The following is an 18,399-nucleotide window of genomic DNA, read 5'->3' on the forward strand; positions in this document are numbered from 1 at the left end:
GGCTACTGCTCGACCGAGTAGTCGGGCTCGGTGTCGGTCTCCGGCTGCGGCGCGGGCTCCGGGTCGCTCCCGGTCACCGTCAGCTTGCCGATCCCGAGCGCCGCGGTCTCCTCCTCGGAGTACTCGTGGACGTTGCCGGCCACGTCCGTCACCGTGGCGGTCGCGCTCCAGGTGCCGGTCTCGTAGGCGCAGCCGAGCACCGCGCCCTTGCCCGTCCACGTGCCGTTCTGCGGGGTCCCGCCGGTCCGCGTCAGCGGGACGGTGAGCTGGCCGCCGTCGCCCTTCCACGTCACCATGACGCTCAGGACGCCGGACTGGGCGTCGGTCGCGCGCGCGGTCACGTTGACCGCCTGGCCCGAGGTGACCGTCGACGGGCTCGGGGCCGCGGAGACGAGCGCCGGGGCCGTGCGGTCCACGCCGCTGGTCACGGACACCGAGCGCGCCCACTTCTTCTTGGCGAGCGCGGCGTTGGCGTACTCGGTCTGGTTCATCGCCATGTCCATGACGTACGCGCTGGCGAGCCACGCGTCCTTGCCGACCCAGCGCGGGATCTCGGCGTACCCGACGAACGTGCCGTTGGTCGCGGTCCCGCCGGAGCGCTTGAGCACGGTGAGGGTCGCGGGGGTCGTGCCGGCGCCCTTGGTCTTGCGGGTCAGCTGGACGCTGACGAACGAGACGCCGGAGAAGTTGTCCGTCGCCTTGGCGGTGATCTTCACGCGGCCGGCCTTCGCGGTGGTGTTCACCGCGGCGGGAGCGAAGGTCAGCGCGGTGAGCGCCGGCGGCTTGAGGTCGGGGGTGGACTTGACCGCGAGGTCGCGCGACCAGCCGCGCTCCTTGAGCTCGTCGTAGCGCAGGAAGTCGCTGCCGCCCAGCGAGTCGGTCGCCATCACCGACTGCACCTTCCAGGCGCCGGGGATCACGCCGCGCGGCACGACGGCCTCACCGGAGTAGGTGCCGTCGGTCTTGCTACCGGACGTGAGCTTCAGCAGTCCACCGGCGACGGACTGCTTGCCCTTGGGGCCGAGCGGCGAGACGAAGGACGCGAGCACGGTCTCGACGCCGTCCGGGTCGCTGACGCGGGCCGTGACCTTGACCTTCTTCTCGCCGGTGCGCACGTCGACCGAGGCGGGGCTGAAGGAGAAGGAGGTGATCTCCGGCGGGGTGAGCTGGGCACATCCGGCGGCGGAGGCCGGCATGCCGGCACTGATGACGAACGCGGTCGCTGCGGCTCCGACGCCGGCGACGGCGAGGGTCGCCCGACGACGCCCGATCGGCTTGCTGCGTGTGGTGGACACGGCTCTCCTCGTGGTGCTTCGCGATCTGCTGGGGGTACCGGGATTCCGGAGATCGAGATCCCCCGGCAGATACATGCACCCGTCGATCGGACCCGAAGGCCGTGCGCTTCGGGAGGAGATGTCCGGTACGCGTCAGGCAGCGGAGCGTCGGTACGGGCAGGTCCCGTCCAGCCGCAGCCCGCGCTCCTGCAGCAGCGGCGCGAGCTCGTCGGCCGGGCAGGGGCGCCCGAGGTGGTAGCCCTGGATGACGTCCACCCCGATGGCGGCGAGCCGCTCCCAGGCGAGCGCGTTCTCCACCCCCTCGGCGACGACCGAGAGGCCGAGCGCGTGGCCCAGGTCCACCGTGAACCGGATGACCGTGTCGTCGTGCTTCCAGTCGGCCAGGCGCTGGACGAAGCTCCGGTCGACCTTGACCTCGTTGAGCGGCAGCCGCTCCAGGTAGGCCAGCGACGAGTAGCCGGTGCCGAAGTCGTCGACCGACAGCTTGAGCCCGGCGGCCGCCAGCCGGTGCAGGACGGCCAGGCACCGCTCCGGGTCGCGCATGATGCCGCTCTCGGTGATCTCGAGCGTCAGGCGGCCGGCGGGCACGCCGGTCTCGCGCAGCAGCTGGTCGACGACCAGGGGCAGGTCGTCGTCGGCCAGGTCGAGAGTGGTGATGTTGACGGCCACCGCGATGTCGAGGCCCTGCCCGGCCCAGGCGGCGGCCTGGGCGAGCGCAGACTCCAGCACGTGGTCGGTCAGCTTTCGGACGAGGCCGGTCCGCTCGGCCACGGCGAGGATCTCGTTCGGCGGGACGATGCCGTAGACCGGGTGCCGCCACCGGACGAGCGCCTCGACCGCGCACACCGCGCCGGAGTGCGCGTGCGCCTTGGGCTGGAACCACGGCTGGACGTCCCCGCGCTCGATGGCGGCGGCCATCTCGGCGGCGAGCACGAGACGGCGCCGGCGCGCCTGCTCGTCGCCCGGCTCGTACAGCTCCACGGGCACGCCGGCGGCCCTGGCGGCCTGGGTCGCGATGTCGGCGTTGGCGAGCAGCTCGTCGCCGGTCGTCCCGTGCGCCGGCACCAGAGCGACGCCGACGGTGCCGCCGACGAAGACCCGCACGCCGTCGACCTCGACCGGAGCGCCGCGCACGACGTCGAGGACGTCCGCCGCCCGGGCCAGGGCGGTGCCCGCGTCGTCGATGCCGGTCAGCAGGACCGCGAACTCGTCGCCGCCGAGCCGGGCGACGTGGCCGCCCGCGGCGTACGCCAGCCTGCGGCCCATCTCCCGGAGCGCCTCGTCGCCGGCGTCGTGGCCGAGCGTGTCGTTGACCTCCTTGAACTCGTCGAGGTCGACGAGGACCACGGCCGCGCGCCCGTGCTCGACCACGGCCTCGACCCGCTTGACGAACTCGCGGCGGTTCGCGAGCCCGGTCAGCGGGTCGTGCCGGGCCTCGTGATCACGGGCGGCGGCCTCGGCACGGAGCCGGTCGACGAGCCGGGCGTTCTGCAGGGCCATCGCGGCGTGGGCGGCCAGCGCCTCGAACATCTTCAGGTCCTCGGGCCGGTAGCCCTCGCCCTCGAAGAGGCGGTCCGACACCAGGAGCGCCCCGACGGTCTGCCCGCCGGTGCTCACCGGGGCCGCCATCGCCGTGCCGGCGGCGGGGGCGTCCGGGCCCTGGCCGCAGGCGATCACCGCCCGGCCCTCCAGCGCGGGCCGCCACCAGTCGGACTCCTCGCTCTGCACGCCGACGAGGGGGCGCAGCTGCTGGTCGGCCTCGAGCACGACGTGGATGCCCTGCTGCCCGGGCCCGGGCAGGACCACGAGCTCGGCGCGGACGGCCCCGAGCAGGTCGCGGGCGGCCTCGAGCACGTTGCGGACCGCATCGTCGAGCTCGACGGAGGCCCCGGCCGTGCCGACGAAGCGGTAGAGGGTGTCGACCCGTGAGTAGCGGCGCGCGAGGTCGGCGTGGACCCGGTACCCGACGAACAGCACGGCGATCAGCGCCCCCAGCAGCGGCAGGGCAGCCGGCCGCTCGGAGACGACGACCACGATCAGCAGCGCCGCGCAGCTGTTGGCGATGGCGGCGGCGAAGCCCGCGGTGACCGCCTCGCGCAGGATCGCCGGCTCGAAGCCCGCGCCGTCCAGCACGATGACCAGCGTCACCAGGGCCGCGCCGAGGATGTCGGCCACCAGCAGCGCGGCCAGCGCGGCCAGCCACCCACGCGGGGAGGCGCCGTCGGCGGCGCCCAGCAGGGCCGTGTAGATCGAGACGGTCAGAGCCGCCTCGAGGGCGTACAGCCCGAGGTTGAACACCAGCTTCGTGCCGCGCTGGCGCTCGCGCAGGATGAGGACGAGCCCGCTGCCGAGCAGGCTGGCGACGACGTACGCGTCCGGCGAGGCGAACGCGAGGGCGAGCACCGCGGGGACCTCGCGCAGGGTGTGCGAGTGGGCGTTGCGCGAGGTCGGAAGGTGGACGACGAAGACCTCGGCGCAGGCGAAGGCGACGGCGAGCGCCCACCACGGCAGCCGCGGCCCCGAGTCGGGCGCGGGCAGGTGGACGACGTGCAGGGCGAGCAGGGCGAGCGCCGCGGCGCACAGGAGCGCGCTGAGCAGGCGCACGGCCACCGGCTCACCGGTACGCGCCGCCCCTGCCTCCACGACCGCCTCCTCACGACGGCGTGCCCGACGACACGCCTGCTGAAGGGCTATCGACAGAAACGGGCCGCGGTGGAGGAAAACCTCCACCGCGGCCCGTCCGAGCTGCGCTCAGAAGCCGGCGCCGGCCTCGGGCGCGTCCGACGGCGCAGTCGTGCCGTCGTCGGCCGTCGGCGTCGGGACGTCGGCCGGAACCGCCTCCGCGTCCGGGTCCGGCGTCACCGGCTCGATCGCGACGGCGATCACGACGTCCGTCGGCACCTCCTGGGTGGGCACGACCGCGGCGGGCGCGCTCGACGAGGCGGTCCAGTCGGCGCCGGACCAGCGGCGGCCGGACCAGCGGCGCCCGGCCCACTCGTCGCCCGACCAGCGGCGGCCGGACCAACGGCGCCCGTCCCAGTTCATCTCGCTCCAGCGACGCCCCTGCCAGTCGATCCCGGTCCAGTTGGCGCCGGTCCACTGGACCGACTCCCAGCCCGTCCCCGACCATCCGGCACCGGACCAGCGACGGCCGTTCCACGTACCGCCGCTCCACGCCTGCCCCGCGAACGACTGGGCGGACCAACGGCGGCCGTCCCACTCGCCGCCGAGGGCGTCGACCTCGCCGCTGAGCACGGCGTTGGTCTCCGGGTCGACGACGTGGCTGTCCCCGCGGCTGGCCTCGAGCGAGCCCAGCCCGGTCGACTGCTGGTACGCCTGCTGCGAGCTCGCCGCGGACGGCACGCCCGCGGACACGGCGCCGTCGATGTCCAGCAGGCCGGCGCCCTGGGCGGGGCTCGGCTCGGCCGGCAGCTTGTCCGCCGTGATCTGGAGAACGCGCTTGACCTGGTCCGGCGTGAGCTGCGGGTTCTGCTGCAGCAGCAGGGCGACGGCGCCGGAGACGACGGCGGTCGCCTGCGAGGTGCCGCTGCCGCGGAAGAAGCGGCCGGTCTCGTCGCCGGTCACCAGGCCCTCGGGGTGGTCGACGTCGGCCACCGAGCCCGGGACGCGCAGCGAGACGACGGACTTGCCGGGGGCGACCAGGTCGGGGCGGCGGGCGTCCGTGCCCGGGTTGGTGAAGTCCGCGACGCGGTCGTCCTTGAGCGCGGCGGTGCCCTGGTGGTCGGTCGCGCCGACGGCCAGGACGAAGGGGTCGACGGCGGGCATGGTCAGCGAGGTGCTGGCCGCGCCGTCGTTGCCCGCGGCCGCGACGACCACGATGCCGGCACGCCAGGCGTTCTCGACCGCGCGGGCGAGGGGGTCGAGCAGGTACGACTGCTGCGAGCTGGTGCCGTAGGACAGGTTGATGACCCGGATGTTGAGCCCGTGGTCCCTGCGGTGCTGCACGACCCAGTCGATGCCGGCGATCACCTGGGAGACGTCGACGCCTCCGTCGGCCGCGCCGACCTTCACGTTGACGATGCGCGCACCGGGGGCGACGCCGACGAACGGCTTGTCGCCGTTGGACGGCAGCGAGGTGTCGACACCGGCGATGATGCCGGCCATGTGCGTGCCGTGGCCGTAGCCGTCGAGGCTGCGGGTGCCGCCGGACTGGCTGTCGAACGACAGGTCGGGGCCGTTCACGACCTTGCCGGGGATGCTGAGCCCCGCGACCGGGGTGACGCCGGTGTCGATCAGCGCCACGTCGACGCCGGCGCCGGTGATGCGCTTCCCCCACTCGTGCTGGGCGCCGAGCTGCTGCGTGATGGTCCAGAGCGAGCCCTGGTCGCCGGAGGCGGTCCAGGCTCCGGTGGCCCGCGAGGCCTTCTCGTCCTCACGGGTGTCGTCGTCGCCCCACTGTCCGGCGAGCCAGCCGTTGCCGGCGCCGGCCGACGCGGCCTCCGCAGCGGTCACGGCGGCCGGCGGGCCCTGGACGACGGCCGGCTGCGCGGCCTGCGCCGGGAGCCCGCCGATCGCGACGGCGGCGGCGACGGCCGAGGCGGCGAGGGTCGCCCCCCTCCTCGGCACGTACGAAGTCCTCAACGTCCTCACCCTCCCTGGTCGACGGCACCCTTCCGGGCCGTCGTCTGAGGTCGAGTCTGCGGCGGCGACCTCCCCTGCCCGGGGCGCTGACGCAGGGTCCACCCGGCCGGCGCAGCTCAGGGTCCCGACCGGCCTGAACCGTTGTGCCCAGTCAGGCCCGGGACGCTCAGGCCGGGCCACGAGGTGCCGATGGGTCCGGATACGAGCGAGGGTGCACGCCTCCTCCCCGTGCACCCCCCGTGCCGGGCTCCGGGAGCGCGGACCACCTGCTCCTCCGCGTGGGCACGCCGCCTCCCGGTCGCGTCCCGGGGCAGGATGGGCAGCGGCCGTCGGCGGAGGAGGCAGGGATGTTCCTGGGGCTGCGCACGGTGATCTACCCGGCTCCTGACCTGGCCGCGAGCAAGGCCTGGTTCCGCGCCCTGCTGGAGCTCGCGCCGTACTTCGACGAGCCGTACTACGTCGGCTTCTCGGTGGCGGGCTACGAGCTGGCCCTCGACCCGAACGGCGATCCGGCGCTCGGGGCCGTCACCTACTGGGGCGTGCCGAGCGCGGAGGCGGCGTACGCCCGGCTGCTCGCGGCCGGTGCCGAGCCGCACACGCCCGTCCGGGAGGTAGGCGGCGGCATCCGCGTGGCCACCGTCCACGAGCCCGGCGGCACCGTGCTGGGCGTCATCGAGAACCCGCACTTCCGGCTGCCGCGCGTCGCGCCGGCGGGCGACGGCCCGGGCCGCTGATCCCTGGCTACGGCGCCTGCCGGTACCCCATCCCACGCACGGTCTCGATGACGTCCGCTCCCAGTTTGCGCCGCAGTTAGCTCACGTAGACGTCGACCACGTTCGTGCCCGGCTCGTGGTCCAGACCCCACACCCGGTTGAGCAGATGCTCGCGGGTCAGCACCCGACCGGCGTTGCGGAGCAGGACCTGCGCCGACCCGAGCAACGTCGTCCCCGAGAAGACCGCGACGTGCCCGTTGCCCCGGCTGGTGCGTACCTCGTCGATGCGCACCGACCGGCCGTCCCCGCGCTGGTCCTCGACCTCGAGCTCGGCCTGGGTGTCGACCAGGCCGGGGACCGGCGCCGGCGTGACCAAGGCCCCGCCTCCTCCGGAGACGGGAGCCGGGCGGCCGGGGGACGAGCCGGACACCGAGGCCGAGACCGAGGCCGACACCGAGGCCGACACCGAGGCCGACACAGAGGCCGGCGGCGGCCCCGCCGGCGAGCCGGTGGGGGACCCCGGCACGGGCGCCGGGGTCGGCGGGAGGCTCGGCCCGGGCGTCGTCGCGCTGCCGGCCTGCACCGGCGCGAACGCGTCGTCGTCGACGTCGTCGGCACAGTCGCCGCCGCACGCGCTGAGGGCCAGGCCGGCCGCCAGCGCGACGCCGACCGCCGTGTACCGGCGCCGAAGGGTGGTGCGATGCATCGGTCTCCTCCCCGTCCGGCCCGGCGTCCCCGGGCCTGACACCAGCACACCCGGGCGGCGTGGCAACGTGCTGTGCCCGTCGTTAGAGAACTCTCACCCGGAACGGTGTTCTCGCCGCCACCGCGCGCGGGGCCTGACAAGCTGGCTGGGCCGTGCCCAGGGGGGTGGGGCGGGAGGGGAGCTTCTGTGCGCTTCGGGACGGGTTTCGCCCAGCTGTACGCGGCGATGGCCCCGCGGTTGACGCGACACCTGTTCCTGGCGACCGGGGACCTCGACGCGGCCCAGGGCGCGGTGCGGGACGCGTTCGCCGCCGTGGCGGCGAAGGACGTGCCGCCCGGCGGTGAGGCCGACGTGCTCGTCGCCGTGCGCCGGGCAGCCTGGCGGAGGGCGCTCGCCCCGGGACGCCGGCCGTTCCGTTCTCGCACAGCCCACGGGCTGGACGTGCCGGGCGCGGCCGTCGACGCCTGGGCACTGCTCGCGCCACTGCCGGGCAGCGCCCGCGCGGCCCTCGTCCTGACCGCGTTCGCCGGCCTTCCGGTCGAGGAGGCGGCCGAGGCCCTGGACCGGGCGCCGGCCACCGTCGAGCGGGACCTGGAGCAGGCCCGGGCGGCGGTCGAGGGGCAGCGGCTGGCCGAGCTCGTGCCCCCGGTCGAGTCGGCCGACTGGTCGGCCCTCGCGCCGGGCCTGGAGGACCTGGAGGCCCGGGCCGCGGGGCGGCGTCGCAGGACGGCCGCGGTGGTCGCGGTCGGGACCGCCGCGAGCGTGCTGGCCGTGACCGCGGTGGTGGTCGGCCAGGGCGGTGGGGACGGCACGCCGGCGGCGGGGCCGGACGAGCGGGCGCGCGCCGCGTGCGCGGCCGCCACCGTGGCGCCCGACGAGGACTACGACGAGGACTACGGCTCCTCGACCGAGCCGTACACCGGGGAGCCGACGCCGTCGGCCCCGGCCGTCGCGCCTCCGCCGGCCGACGTGCTGGTCACGGCCGACGACCTCGGGACGGGCTGGCGGCAGCAGGAGGACGAGAACAGCAGCCTGCTGGCCCTCATGACGCTGGACGGCAGTGCTGCGATGTCGGACGCGGCGGACGAGAGCGTCGTGGGGCGCACGCTGACCCGGGCGGAGGGTGCTCCGCACTGGAGCGTGATCGCCGAGGCGATGCGCGCCGAGGCCGCCGACGCCGCGGTCGAGCTGTTCGACGAGGCCGCGGTCCAGCTGCTCTGCGAGGGCGGCGAGGCCGACGAGGGCGACGGGGAGGCCGAGATCGCGCTCAGCCGGGCGGACGACGACGGCGAGGCGCTCGTGCTGCGCTGGAGGGTCACGGAGGAGGCGGACGTGCCCGCCGGCCAGCAGGTCGGCGCGCTCGCGCAGGTGGCCCGGGTGGGGGACGTCGTCTCGCTCACGATCCTCAGCGCGCAGGCGGGGCACGGGTCGGCCGCGGCCGCCGCGATCGCCCTGGACGACGCGGCGCTCGAGCGCCTGGCGGAGGCCACCCTCGACCGGCTCGCCGGCCGCGCTCCGGACGAGCCCGTCGAGCTGCCGGTGGGTGAGCGGTCGTCGCTGCCCGACGAGGCGCTGCTGCTGCAGCAGGCCGACTTCGGCCCGGGCTGGGACGCGACGACCAGCGGGCTGCTGTCGGCCGCGGGCACCCTCGGCGCCGAGGAATGCGCTCCGGCCGGCCCGTCGGGCGAGACGGCGAGCCTGTCGGCCACCTTCATGCGCTCCGACGCGGACGAGTCGCCGGTCGACGACTTCCGCGTCGCGTACGAGAAGGTCGCGAGGTTCGGGGACGCGGCCGCCGCGCAGTCCCACGTCGACGCCGAGGCACGCCGGCTGACCGGGTGCGGGATGGCCCCGCTCGAGCCGGGCGTCGACGGAGCGGTCGTCCTGTCCGACAGCGTGCTCAACGACTACGAGGAGGCAACGCTGCCCTCCGATGCGGGCACCAGGAACTACAAGGTGCTCGTCGTCGAGGGCGACCTGGTCGCCGAGGTGACGATGCCCTACCTCGCCGAGTCGAAGGAGGAGCGGGTGCGCGACCTGGCCGCCAAGGCGGCCGAGCGGCTGCGGGCGGGCTGACGGCCGGGTGGAGGAGATCGTCTCCGTCCGGGCCCGCGGCCGCGCGCGCTCGCTCGTCGCGGGCTACTCGGGCTACCGCTCGGCCGGCGTGCCGCCGGCCGTGCACCGGGGGCTGCCCTCGCCGTGGCTCACGCTGCTCGTGACCCTCGACGACCCGCTCCACGTCGCGGCCCACCCCGACCCGGCCCAGCGCCCCGGGACGTACGACGCCCTGGTCGGCGGGCTGCACACCACCCCCGCCCTGATCACCCACGACGGCCGGCAGTCCGGCGTCCAGCTGGCGCTGAGCCCGCTGGCGGCCCGCGCGGTGCTCGGCCTTCCGGCCGGCGAGCTCGCCGGGCTCGACGTGCCCGCCGAGGACGTGCTCGGCCCGCGCGTGCGCCGGCTGCGCGAGCGCCTGCTCGCCGAGCCGACCTGGCCCCGGCGCTTCGCCGTCCTCGACGCGGCGCTCGCACGCTGGGCGCAGGAGGCCCGCCCGCCGCCCGAGGTCGTCTCCGCCTGGCGGCTCCTGCTCGCGCGGGACGGCCGCGTGCGCATCGAGGACGTCGCCCGCGAGGCCGGGTGGAGCCGGCGCCACCTGGAGGCGCGGTTCCGGCTGGAGATCGGCCTCTCGCCCAAGCAGGCGGCCGGCGTCGCGCGCTTCGACCGCGCGCGCCGCGCCCTGCAGGCGGCCCCGCGCACGCCCCTCGCCGCCCTGGCGGCCCGCCACGGCTACTACGACCAGGCCCACCTGACGCGCGAGTTCACCCGCCTGGCGGGGGTGCCGCCAAGGCGGTGGCTGCGCGACGAGGGGCACGCATCCGTACAAGACAGCGGGCCGCCGTCCGCGGCAGGGTGAGCGCCATGACCTCTCCGACCGACTGCTGGGTGTCCCTGACCTGTCATGACGCGCCGCGGATCATCGCGTTCCTCGCCGAGGCGTACGGGTTCGTCGAGCTCGCGCGCCACGGCGAGGGCGACCGCGTCGACCACGCCGAGCTGGCCAGCCCCGGAGGGCGGGGCGGGGTGATGCTCGGGACAGCCCGCGCCGGCGGCACCCGGGGGCCGGCGGCCCCCGGCACCACGACGGCCTACGTCGTGGTGCCCGACACGGACGCGCTCTTCGCCCGGGCCACCGCCGCCGGCGCCGAGGTGGTGTCCGAGCCGGTCGACACCGACTACGGCTCCCGTGACTGCGCGCTGCGCGACCCCGAGGGCAACACGTGGTTCTTCGGGACGTACCTGGGGACCTCGCTGGGCGACGCGGGCTGAGCCGGGGCGGCGGCCGTCCGGCTACGCCTCCGGCCGCTCCCAGGGAACGAACGCGTTGGCCCTCCGGTCCAGGACCGGCGCCAGCGCGGGCAGGTGCCGCAGCAGGACGCCGGCCATCGTGGCGTCGTCGATCCAGCGGATGCCCGCCTCGGTGTAGACCCTGGCGTCGTAGTCGCGGGTGAAGAACCGGTCGCTGTTGAGGCGTCGGCTCGCCATGAGGACGAAGATGCGGAACGCCGTGTCGCTGAAGGCGAAGCCCGCCGGCCGCTTCTCGGCGTACATGCCGACCATGAGGTCGACCTTCTCCACGTCGCCGTAGACCTCGCGCAGCGTCGCCACGGTCTCCGGGTCGTCGGAGAGCTCCTCGAAGGACGCAGCCGCCCTCAGCCGGAGCTGACGTCGGAAGTCGTTGTAGCGCGGGACGCCGAGCTCCCGGACGCGCAGGATGTCGACGGCGGCCAGGTCCATGAGCTTGCCGTCCGGGCGGACGAACTCCTGCAGCCCGCGGGGGAAGTTGTGCAGCGCGACCACACCGGCGTACTCCGTCCCGAAGGAGTAGAACAGGTCCGCCAGCGGGACCTGCGCGAAGACGGCGCGGCTGTGCGGCCCCGCGAGCTCGGGGAAGGCGTACGTGCGGGTCGTCGTCCCGGTCGCGATCGACCTGACCGGGTAGTCGTCGGGGACCAGCGGGTGCATGCGGTAGACCGAGGTGAACTCCTCGGTGAGGGAGTACGGCACGCCGTAGTGGTCCGTGCGGGACCCCGGGATCCCGCTGACGACCTCGCTGGCGCTCAGCCGGCCGAAGCGACGGCGCACCCGCTCCCCGGTGATGCCGAACCAGTTGGCCCGCATGGCGACCCGGGTCGTCGGGTGCGAGATCACGGCCGGCGTCCACTCCACCGTGTGGATCTTCGCGACGAGCGCAGCGTTGACCAGACGTGCACGGCCGAAGAGCTCTTCGTCGGTCCAGTGCGGGTGGTCGGCGGCGAGCCGGTCGCAGATCGCGTTGTGCTCCAGGGCGAACAGGCTCACGAGCATGCCCATCCCGACCCACCATCCCGGCTCCCGCGTCGGGTCGGAGGCCGGGTCGTCCTCCGGCAGGGGCACGACGCTGCCCGGGTCGATCCGCAGCTTGCCGCCCTGCCCCGTGCGCAGGCGCGCCGCCTCCGCCGGGCTCGTGCCGTAGATCGAGGACAGGTCCCACCAGTGCGTCAGCTGGTTCACCGAGGTGGGCGGGCCGGCCGCTCCGGCGGGCCGGGTGGGGTCCGGCAGCATGCGCGGCACGACCATGGGGTGCTGGGGCCAGGGGTCGTCGGCCGACAGCGGCACCTGGTGCGCGTGCTCGGCGTCCCCGGGCCCGTGGCTGAACCAGTCCTTGATCATGAACTGCAGCCAGGCGGCGACGATGGCGTTGACGGTCGTGGCGGGCTGGAACTCGTGCCGGGTCAGCAGCCGGCGGCTCACCTCCCGCGGGTTGGGCTCGAGCAGCGTGGCCTGTGGGTCGACGTCCACCGCCGCCAGCGCGACGTTGCGCCCGAAGCGCGACCCCGCCATGCCCATGCGCGGGTCGTCCGGGTCGTTGTAGCTGCCGTCGGCCGTCCGGGCACCGAGGTCCAGCGGCGGCGGCCCGAGCGGCAGCTCCCCGGTGCTGGGCAGGGCCGCGGGGTCGTGGAGGTTCTTCTTGCGCAGCTCGTTGCGCAGGCCGACGAGCACGGCCAGGCCCAGCGGCAGCGGCAGGCGGTCCCAGCCGCGCCTGGCGTCGAGCCGGGTGGACAGCCCGTCGAAGACCCGCCAGGGCAGGCTCGCGCGGTAGCGGGCGGGCTCGGGCGGGGGACCGAGCCGACGCCCGGTGCCGGGAAGGGACTCTGGGATCTGGGAACGCTTCACGGGGACTCCCACAGGTGGCCGTGCGCGGTTCGGGTGCCCAGGGAGAGCGCTGTCGGCGCGCTCTGATACACCCGCGGAGCGACGACCGGCAGGAAGGGGAGCGGCACGGGTGGGGCTGGCTCAGGAGCTCGCCGCGGCGGGCGTACGCCGCGGCGCGCCGCTCGCCGTCGCGGTCGTCCCCGGCCGCGGCGTCGGGCTCGCGTGGGCCGGCGGGACGCGGGCGGTCGTGGGGGACCCGCGGCAGGTCGCGGAGCAGCTGGCCGTGCTGGGCCCGCGCTGGACCTGGTGGTCGGCCCGGGAGGCGGCCCGGCCCCTCGTGGCGGCCGGCTTCCGGCCGCGGGCCTGCTGGGACCTCGGCGCCGTCGGCATGCTCCTGCACGGGCTGCGCCGGTCGGGGCCGGAGGCGGTGTGGGCGGCGGCGCACGGCCGGGAGCTGCCGCCCGAGCCCGGCCCGCGCAGCCACGCGCCCAGCCTGTTCGACCTGCCCGACGCCGAGGACGCCGACGGCCCGGTGCGCGCGGACGGGCAGCTCGCCTCCTCCTGGGTACGCGGCGGCTGGGCCGGCGACATCGACGACGCGGCGCGCTGGGCCGAGCTGGCCGCTCGGCTGCAGCGACAGCAGGAGGCCCTGCTGCGCGGCCTGCCCGACCCGCGACCCGCAGCGGCCCCCGGGTCGCCGGGGCTGGCGCTGCTCACGGCGTACGCGGAGTCGGCGGCAGCGCTCCTGGCCGTCGAGCTCGAGCACGACGGGCTGCCCCTGGACGAGGAGGCCATGACCGGCCTGCTCGCGCAGATGATCGGCCCGCGCCCGGCCGACGCCGCAGCCGAGGCGGCGATGCGGGCGGCACGCGACGAGCGCGTCCTCCGCCGCTTCCCCGGCCCCCCGGTCGACCTGCGCAACCCGGCCGTCGTGCGCGAGCTGCTGACGCGGGTGGGCATCGACGTGCCGGACACCCGGTCCTGGCGCCTGGAGCGCTACGCCGCCACCTCCGCGCCGGTCGCCGAGCTGCTCGCGTGGCGCAAGACCGAGCGGGTGGCGACGACGTACGGCTGGAGCTGGATCGACCGCAACGTCGGCCCGGACTGGCGGCTGCGGGGGGAGTGGGGGTGGGCCGACGGCGGCGCCGGCCGCATGACGGCGTCCGCCGGGCTGCACAACCTGCCCGCCGAGCTCCGGCCCGGGGTGCGGGCCGAGCCCGGCCGGGTCCTCGTCCGCGCCGACCTCGGCCAGGTCGAGCCGCGGGTGCTCGCCGCCGTGTCCGGCGACGCCGGCCTGGCCAGGGCGGCCCGCGAGGACGACATGTACGCCCCCGTCGCTGCCGCCCTGCGCTGCGACCGGCCCACCGCCAAGGTCGCGGTCCTCGCGGCGATGTACGGCCAGACCTCCGGGGCGGCCGGCGCCGCGCTGCGCGACATGGAGCGCGCCTACCCCCGGGCGCTCGGCTTCCTGCGGGCGGCGGAGGAGGAGGGGCGGGCCGGGCGCGACGTGCGGACGTACGGCGGGCGCCTGGTCCGCCTCGGCCCGCACCCGCCGGGTGTGGAGCCGGGCCGCGTCTCCGGCTATGGCCGCTACGCGCGCAACGCCGTGGTGCAGGGCGCGGCCGCGGAGCTGTTCAAGGCGTGGGCGGCGAGCGTGCGTGCCGGGCTGGCCCGGATGGACGGCGAGCCGCGCATCGTGCTCTGCCTGCACGACGAGCTGCTGCTGCACGTGCCAGAGGCCGGGGCGGACGACGCGGTCGCCCTCGTGCGGTCGATGCTGGAGGCCACCGCAGGCTGGTGGGCAGCCGGAAGCGGCGTCCGTTTCGTGGCCGACGTGTCCGTGGGGCACAGCTGGGCGGAGGCGCACTGAGCCTTCCGGCCGTCGCGTCACGATTCGGCAACGGCTCCTCGGCAGCTGCTTGACCGGAACCGGGCGTAGCGGTTCTGTGAGCGCTAACACGGACGGGCCACACCGGGCTCCGTTCCCGCCGCCGCCGCGCCCGCAGCCCCGTCGCCGCCGTCCTCCGGCCCGCCGGTCCAGCGCGCGCTCGTCCAGGGAGAGAGTGCAATGACGCATCAGCTGACCCGACGGAACGTGCTCAAGCTCGGCTCCGCGGCCGCCGTCCTGCCGTGGGTGCCCGGCCTCGCCGGCGCGTCCCCAGCGGTCGCCGCGCAGGTGGAAGGGACCACGGCCGCAGCGATGCTGCGGCCCTTCGGGCTCGAGGACGTCGACCTCGGCGCCGGCGTGTTCGCCGACAAGCGCCGGCTGATGCTCGAGTTCCTCCGCGACGTCGACGAGCGGCGCTTCCTGATCGCCTTCCGGGCCAACGCCGGCCTCGCCCTCGACCCGACCGTCGCGCCCCTGCCCGCGGGGGGCTGGGAGGGGCTCGACGGCGAGGCCAACGGCAACCTGCGTGGGGCGTTCACCGGGCACTTCATGTCCGCGGTGGCCCAGGCCTACGCGAGCACGGGTGAGGCCGCGTTCGGGCGCAAGCTGCAGACGCTGATCGACGGCCTGCACGAGGTCCGCGCCGCCCTGGGCAACGACCCGGTCCTGCGCACGACCGCCGGCAGGCTCGGCGGCTCCGCCGTCGACATCGCGCGCGGTACGTACAACTACGTCGCACTGCCCGCGGGCACGTTCGGAGGGCTGACCAGCTTCACGTTCGCGGCCTGGGTCCGCCCGACCGCCGCCGCCAACTGGGCGCGCATCCTCGACATCGGCAACAGCACCAGCGTGTACGCGTTCCTGGCCCAGCGCGACGGCAACGGCCGGCCGCGGTTCGCCATCACCCGCAACGGCGGGGGTGGGGAGCAGGTCCTGCAAGGGCCGACGGCGCTGCCGGTCAACGCCTGGAGCCACGTCGCCGTGACGCTGGGCGGCACCACCGGCCGGCTCTACGTCAACGGCGTGCAGGTCGCGCAGAACACCGGCATGACGCTCAACCCGGCGGCGCTCGGCGCGCTGGCCAACAACTGGCTCGGGCGCTCGCAGTACAACGACCCGCTGTACGCCGGGGCCTACCAGGACGTGAACGTCTGGTCGACCGCGCTGACCGGCGCGCAGGTCGCCGAGCTCGCCGCGGGGCGTGCTGCGACGACCTCGGCCGGGCCCGGCGACGCCCTGTCGCTGCCCATGGACGAGACCGGCGGCCTGGTGATCTCCGACGCGTCGGGCAGGGGCCGCGACGCCGCGCTCGTCCGGACCTGGGGCAAGCCGAGCCACCCGGGCTTCCTCGCCGCGTACCCGGAGACGCAGTTCATCACGTTGGAGACGATGACGGCCGGGAACTACACGGTCGTCTGGGCGCCGTACTACACCGCCCACAAGATTCTCAAGGGCCTGCTCGACGGCTACACGGCCACCGGGGACCCCAAGGCGCTCGACATGGCGGTCGGGCTCTGCGACTGGATGCACTCCCGGCTGTCGAGGCTGACGCCGGCGGTGCGCCAGCGCATGTGGGGCATCTTCTCCAGCGGCGAGTTCGGCGGCGTGGTGGAGGCGATCCTGGAGACGTACGGCCACTCCGGCAAGCCCGAGCACCTGCAGCTGGCGAAGTACTTCGACCTGGACTCGCTCATCGACGCCAGCGCGCAGGACCGCGACATCCTCACCGGCCTGCACGCCAACCAGCACATCCCGATCTTCACCGGCGCGCTGCTGATGTACGACAAGACGGGCGAGGAGCGCTACCTGCAGGCGGCGCGCAACTTCTGGGACATGGTCGTGCCTCCGCGCATGTTCGGCATCGGCGGCACCAGCTCGGCGGAGTTCTGGCAGGCCCGGAACCAGATCGCGAGCATCCTCAAGGACACCGACGCCGAGACCTGCTGCGCCTACAACATGCTCAAGCTCACCCGGGCGCTGTTCGCGCACGAGCAGGACCCGGCCTACATGGACTACTACGAGCGGGCGCTGTTCAACCAGGTCCTCGGGTCCAAGCAGGACGCGATCGACCCGGACGTCCCGCTGACGACGTACTTCATCGGGCTGCAGCCCGGTGCGGTGCGGGACTACACGCCCAAAAACGGCACCACGTGCTGCGAGGGCACGGGCATGGAGAGCGCGACGAAGTACCAGGACTCGGTCTACCTCGCGGCCGAGGACGGCACGGCCCTCTACGTCAACCTGTTCGTCGCATCGGAGGTCTACTGGGCGGCCCAGCACGTCACCGTGACCCAGGAAACGAGCTTCCCCTTCGAGCAGGGGACGGTGCTGACCGTCTCGGGTGGGGGCACCTTCGCGCTCAAGGTCCGCATCCCCTCGTGGGCACGCGGCGCGTCCGTCCGTCTCAACGGAGTGGTGGTCGCGCCGGCCCTGCCGGGGTCGTACCTCACGCTCGCACGCGACTGGCACACCTGCGACAGGGTCGAGGTGGAGCTGCCGTTCGCGCTGCGCGCCGAGCCGACGCCGGACGACCCGACCGTCCAGACGTTGATGTACGGCCCGGTCAACCTCGTCGCCCGCGACGCCCGGACGTCGTTCCTCCCTTTCAGCCTGTACGCCTCCGCGACCCTCGACGGCGACCTGGCCGGGGCGCTGCAGCCGGTCGCGGGCAAGCCGCTGCACTTCACGTCCAACGGGGTGGAGCTCGCGCCGTTCCTCGAGGGGACCACCGATCCGTTCCACGCGTACGTGCGGCGCAGCGAGCCGCGCATCGTCCTCGGGTCGGTCGACTCCGGGGTCGCGAACCCGGCCCGGGCCGACCGGACGACCCTGCTGGACGACGTCTGGGGCGCGGCCCCCTTCCCGCACAAGCCGGCGTTCCTGCAGCGGCTCGCGTCGGTCACGGCAGCGTGGGGCCTGTCCGCGGCGGACCGGGAGCGGGTGCTCGGGGCGGGCCGCCGGGCCGCCTTCGCCGGCACGGTCTCCGAGGCGTCCGATCTCGGGGCGATCGCGGACGCCGCCCGCGCGGCGGGAACGCTGTCGCAGGGCGCCCACACCAACCTCCGCAACCGCCTCGAGGGCGCGCTGGACGCGCTCGCCGACGGCAACGACACGAAGGCGCTGCGCCACCTGGGGCAGTACGTCGAGCACGCCGCTCGCCGGGTGGAGGACGCCGACCTGCGCACGCTGCTCACGCTCGGGGCCGACGCGCTGGCAGCGCGGCTGCGCGGCTGACCCGACGTCGACGGGATGCCCGGGGGACGGGAACACATTCTCCCGGGCAACCGTTGACGCCATTGCCGTCCCTGGATGCGCAGGCGTGATCCGCCGGCAGACGATGCCCACGAGGCATGGCAGTCGAGCATGGGCGAGGCGGGTGGTTCGATTCCCCCGACGGCACGACGGCGGGGCGCGTCCGGCGACGCGCCCAGCCCCTTGTGCTTCGCGCGGTGGGAACGGCCGCGCCGTGCCCGTCAGGCGTCAGCCAGGGGTCAGGCGTCCTGCCGGAGCGTCCGTGACACCAGGGCGTCCATCCCCCCGGACCAGGTGGCCACCTCCACGAGGAGGGCGTTGAGCTGCTCGTACCCCTCGACCCCGAGCCGCCGGCGGAGCGCCCGCCGCAGGTCCTTGCGCGCGGCGCGGGCCGATTCCACCGCCGCCCAGCCGTGCTCGGTCAGCTCGACCCGGCGTACGCGCGCGTCCTCCCCGCGGTGGCGCTCCACATATCCCAGGTCCTCCAGCTCGGCCACGGATTTCGAGGCGCCCTGCTGCGACATCCCGAGCAGCTCCGCGAGCTGACCGATCGTCTTCGGCCCGTCGATCAGGTGTTGGACGAGATAGCCGTGGCTCTGGCGCAGCGCGCGGAATCCGGCGCTGTCGAGCTGCGCGGCCACCCGCCCGGACAGGCCGGAGTGACAGGCCGCGATCAGCAGGACCACGTCCTCCTCAAGGGCGAGTGGATCGGGCACGGCGGTGTACCTCCCGTCTCGCGCTCATCGCGCC

At 75.0% G+C, this 18,399-nt stretch carries 12 protein-coding genes; 6 read left to right on the top strand and 6 right to left on the bottom strand.

Features of this window, described 5'->3' with window-relative positions; genetic code table 11:
* Positions 1-2 precede the first annotated feature (2 nt).
* The 3 genes from G9H72_RS14185 to G9H72_RS14195 form a co-directional block, all read right to left on the bottom strand.
* Positions 3-1,295, bottom strand: coding sequence for a hypothetical protein (locus G9H72_RS14185; protein ID WP_166172152.1), 1,293 nt, complete (start codon positions 1,293-1,295; stop codon positions 3-5).
* A gap of 132 nt (positions 1,296-1,427) precedes the next feature.
* Positions 1,428-3,938: a putative bifunctional diguanylate cyclase/phosphodiesterase gene (locus tag G9H72_RS14190; RefSeq protein WP_166172154.1), complete on the bottom strand. Its 2,511-nt coding sequence runs from the start codon at positions 3,936-3,938 to the stop codon at positions 1,428-1,430.
* Between the two features lie 108 nt (positions 3,939-4,046).
* Positions 4,047-5,882, bottom strand: coding sequence for a S8 family serine peptidase (locus tag G9H72_RS14195; protein WP_331272308.1), 1,836 nt, complete (start codon positions 5,880-5,882; stop codon positions 4,047-4,049).
* 362 nt (positions 5,883-6,244) lie between these two features.
* Here G9H72_RS14195 and G9H72_RS14200 point away from each other — a divergent pair, with 362 nt between their 5' ends.
* Positions 6,245-6,631: a VOC family protein gene (locus G9H72_RS14200; protein ID WP_166172156.1), complete on the top strand. Its 387-nt coding sequence runs from the start codon at positions 6,245-6,247 to the stop codon at positions 6,629-6,631.
* 76 nt (positions 6,632-6,707) lie between these two features.
* Here G9H72_RS14200 and G9H72_RS21740 read toward each other — a convergent pair whose 3' ends face one another.
* Positions 6,708-7,316: a winged helix-turn-helix domain-containing protein gene (locus G9H72_RS21740; RefSeq protein WP_231126991.1), complete on the bottom strand. Its 609-nt coding sequence runs from the start codon at positions 7,314-7,316 to the stop codon at positions 6,708-6,710.
* Positions 7,317-7,502: 186 nt separating this feature from the next.
* On the opposite strand from G9H72_RS21740, the gene G9H72_RS14210 reads away from it, so the two are divergent.
* From G9H72_RS14210 to G9H72_RS14220, 3 genes are read left to right on the top strand one after another with little or no spacing between them, the layout of a single operon-like run.
* Entirely contained in the window at positions 7,503-9,392 is a 1,890-nt protein-coding gene (locus tag G9H72_RS14210) for a sigma factor-like helix-turn-helix DNA-binding protein (protein ID WP_166172158.1), read from the top strand.
* Positions 9,393-9,399: 7 nt separating this feature from the next.
* Positions 9,400-10,230 (top strand): helix-turn-helix domain-containing protein, encoded by an 831-nt coding sequence (locus G9H72_RS23065; RefSeq protein WP_166172160.1) that lies wholly within the window; start codon positions 9,400-9,402, stop codon positions 10,228-10,230.
* Between the two features lie 5 nt (positions 10,231-10,235).
* Positions 10,236-10,643 (top strand): VOC family protein, encoded by a 408-nt coding sequence (locus tag G9H72_RS14220; protein ID WP_166172162.1) that lies wholly within the window; start codon positions 10,236-10,238, stop codon positions 10,641-10,643.
* 21 nt (positions 10,644-10,664) lie between these two features.
* Here the strand turns inward: G9H72_RS14220 and G9H72_RS14225 are convergent, their stop codons facing one another.
* Positions 10,665-12,530 carry a peroxidase family protein gene (locus G9H72_RS14225; RefSeq protein WP_331272309.1) on the bottom strand — a complete coding sequence of 622 codons (1,866 nt, stop codon included), beginning with the start codon at positions 12,528-12,530 and terminating at the stop codon, positions 10,665-10,667.
* A gap of 109 nt (positions 12,531-12,639) precedes the next feature.
* Between G9H72_RS14225 and G9H72_RS14230 the strand changes: the two genes are divergently transcribed.
* Positions 12,640-14,379, top strand: a complete 1,740-nt coding sequence (locus tag G9H72_RS14230) for a DNA polymerase (protein WP_166172164.1) — start codon at positions 12,640-12,642, stop codon at positions 14,377-14,379.
* Positions 14,380-14,577: 198 nt separating this feature from the next.
* Positions 14,578-17,631: a beta-L-arabinofuranosidase domain-containing protein gene (locus tag G9H72_RS14235; protein WP_166172166.1), complete on the top strand. Its 3,054-nt coding sequence runs from the start codon at positions 14,578-14,580 to the stop codon at positions 17,629-17,631.
* Between the two features lie 257 nt (positions 17,632-17,888).
* On the opposite strand, the gene G9H72_RS14240 is transcribed toward G9H72_RS14235, so the two are convergent.
* Positions 17,889-18,365 carry a MarR family winged helix-turn-helix transcriptional regulator gene (locus tag G9H72_RS14240; RefSeq protein WP_331272310.1) on the bottom strand — a complete coding sequence of 159 codons (477 nt, stop codon included), beginning with the start codon at positions 18,363-18,365 and terminating at the stop codon, positions 17,889-17,891.
* Positions 18,366-18,399 lie beyond the last annotated feature (34 nt).

This window comes from Motilibacter aurantiacus (genome assembly GCF_011250645.1).
GTDB lineage: Bacteria > Actinomycetota > Actinomycetes > Motilibacterales > Motilibacteraceae > Motilibacter_A > Motilibacter_A aurantiacus.

Excerpts from the sequence above, each read along its gene's own strand:
- G9H72_RS14200 (WP_166172156.1), top strand. The coding sequence starts at position 6,245 with ATGTTCCTGGGGCTGCGCACGGTGATCTACCCGGCTCCTGACCTGGCC.
- G9H72_RS21740 (WP_231126991.1), bottom strand. The coding sequence starts at position 7,316 with ATGCATCGCACCACCCTTCGGCGCCGGTACACGGCGGTCGGCGTCGCG.
- G9H72_RS14220 (WP_166172162.1), top strand. The coding sequence starts at position 10,236 with ATGACCTCTCCGACCGACTGCTGGGTGTCCCTGACCTGTCATGACGCG.
- G9H72_RS14235 (WP_166172166.1), top strand. The coding sequence starts at position 14,578 with ATGACGCATCAGCTGACCCGACGGAACGTGCTCAAGCTCGGCTCCGCG.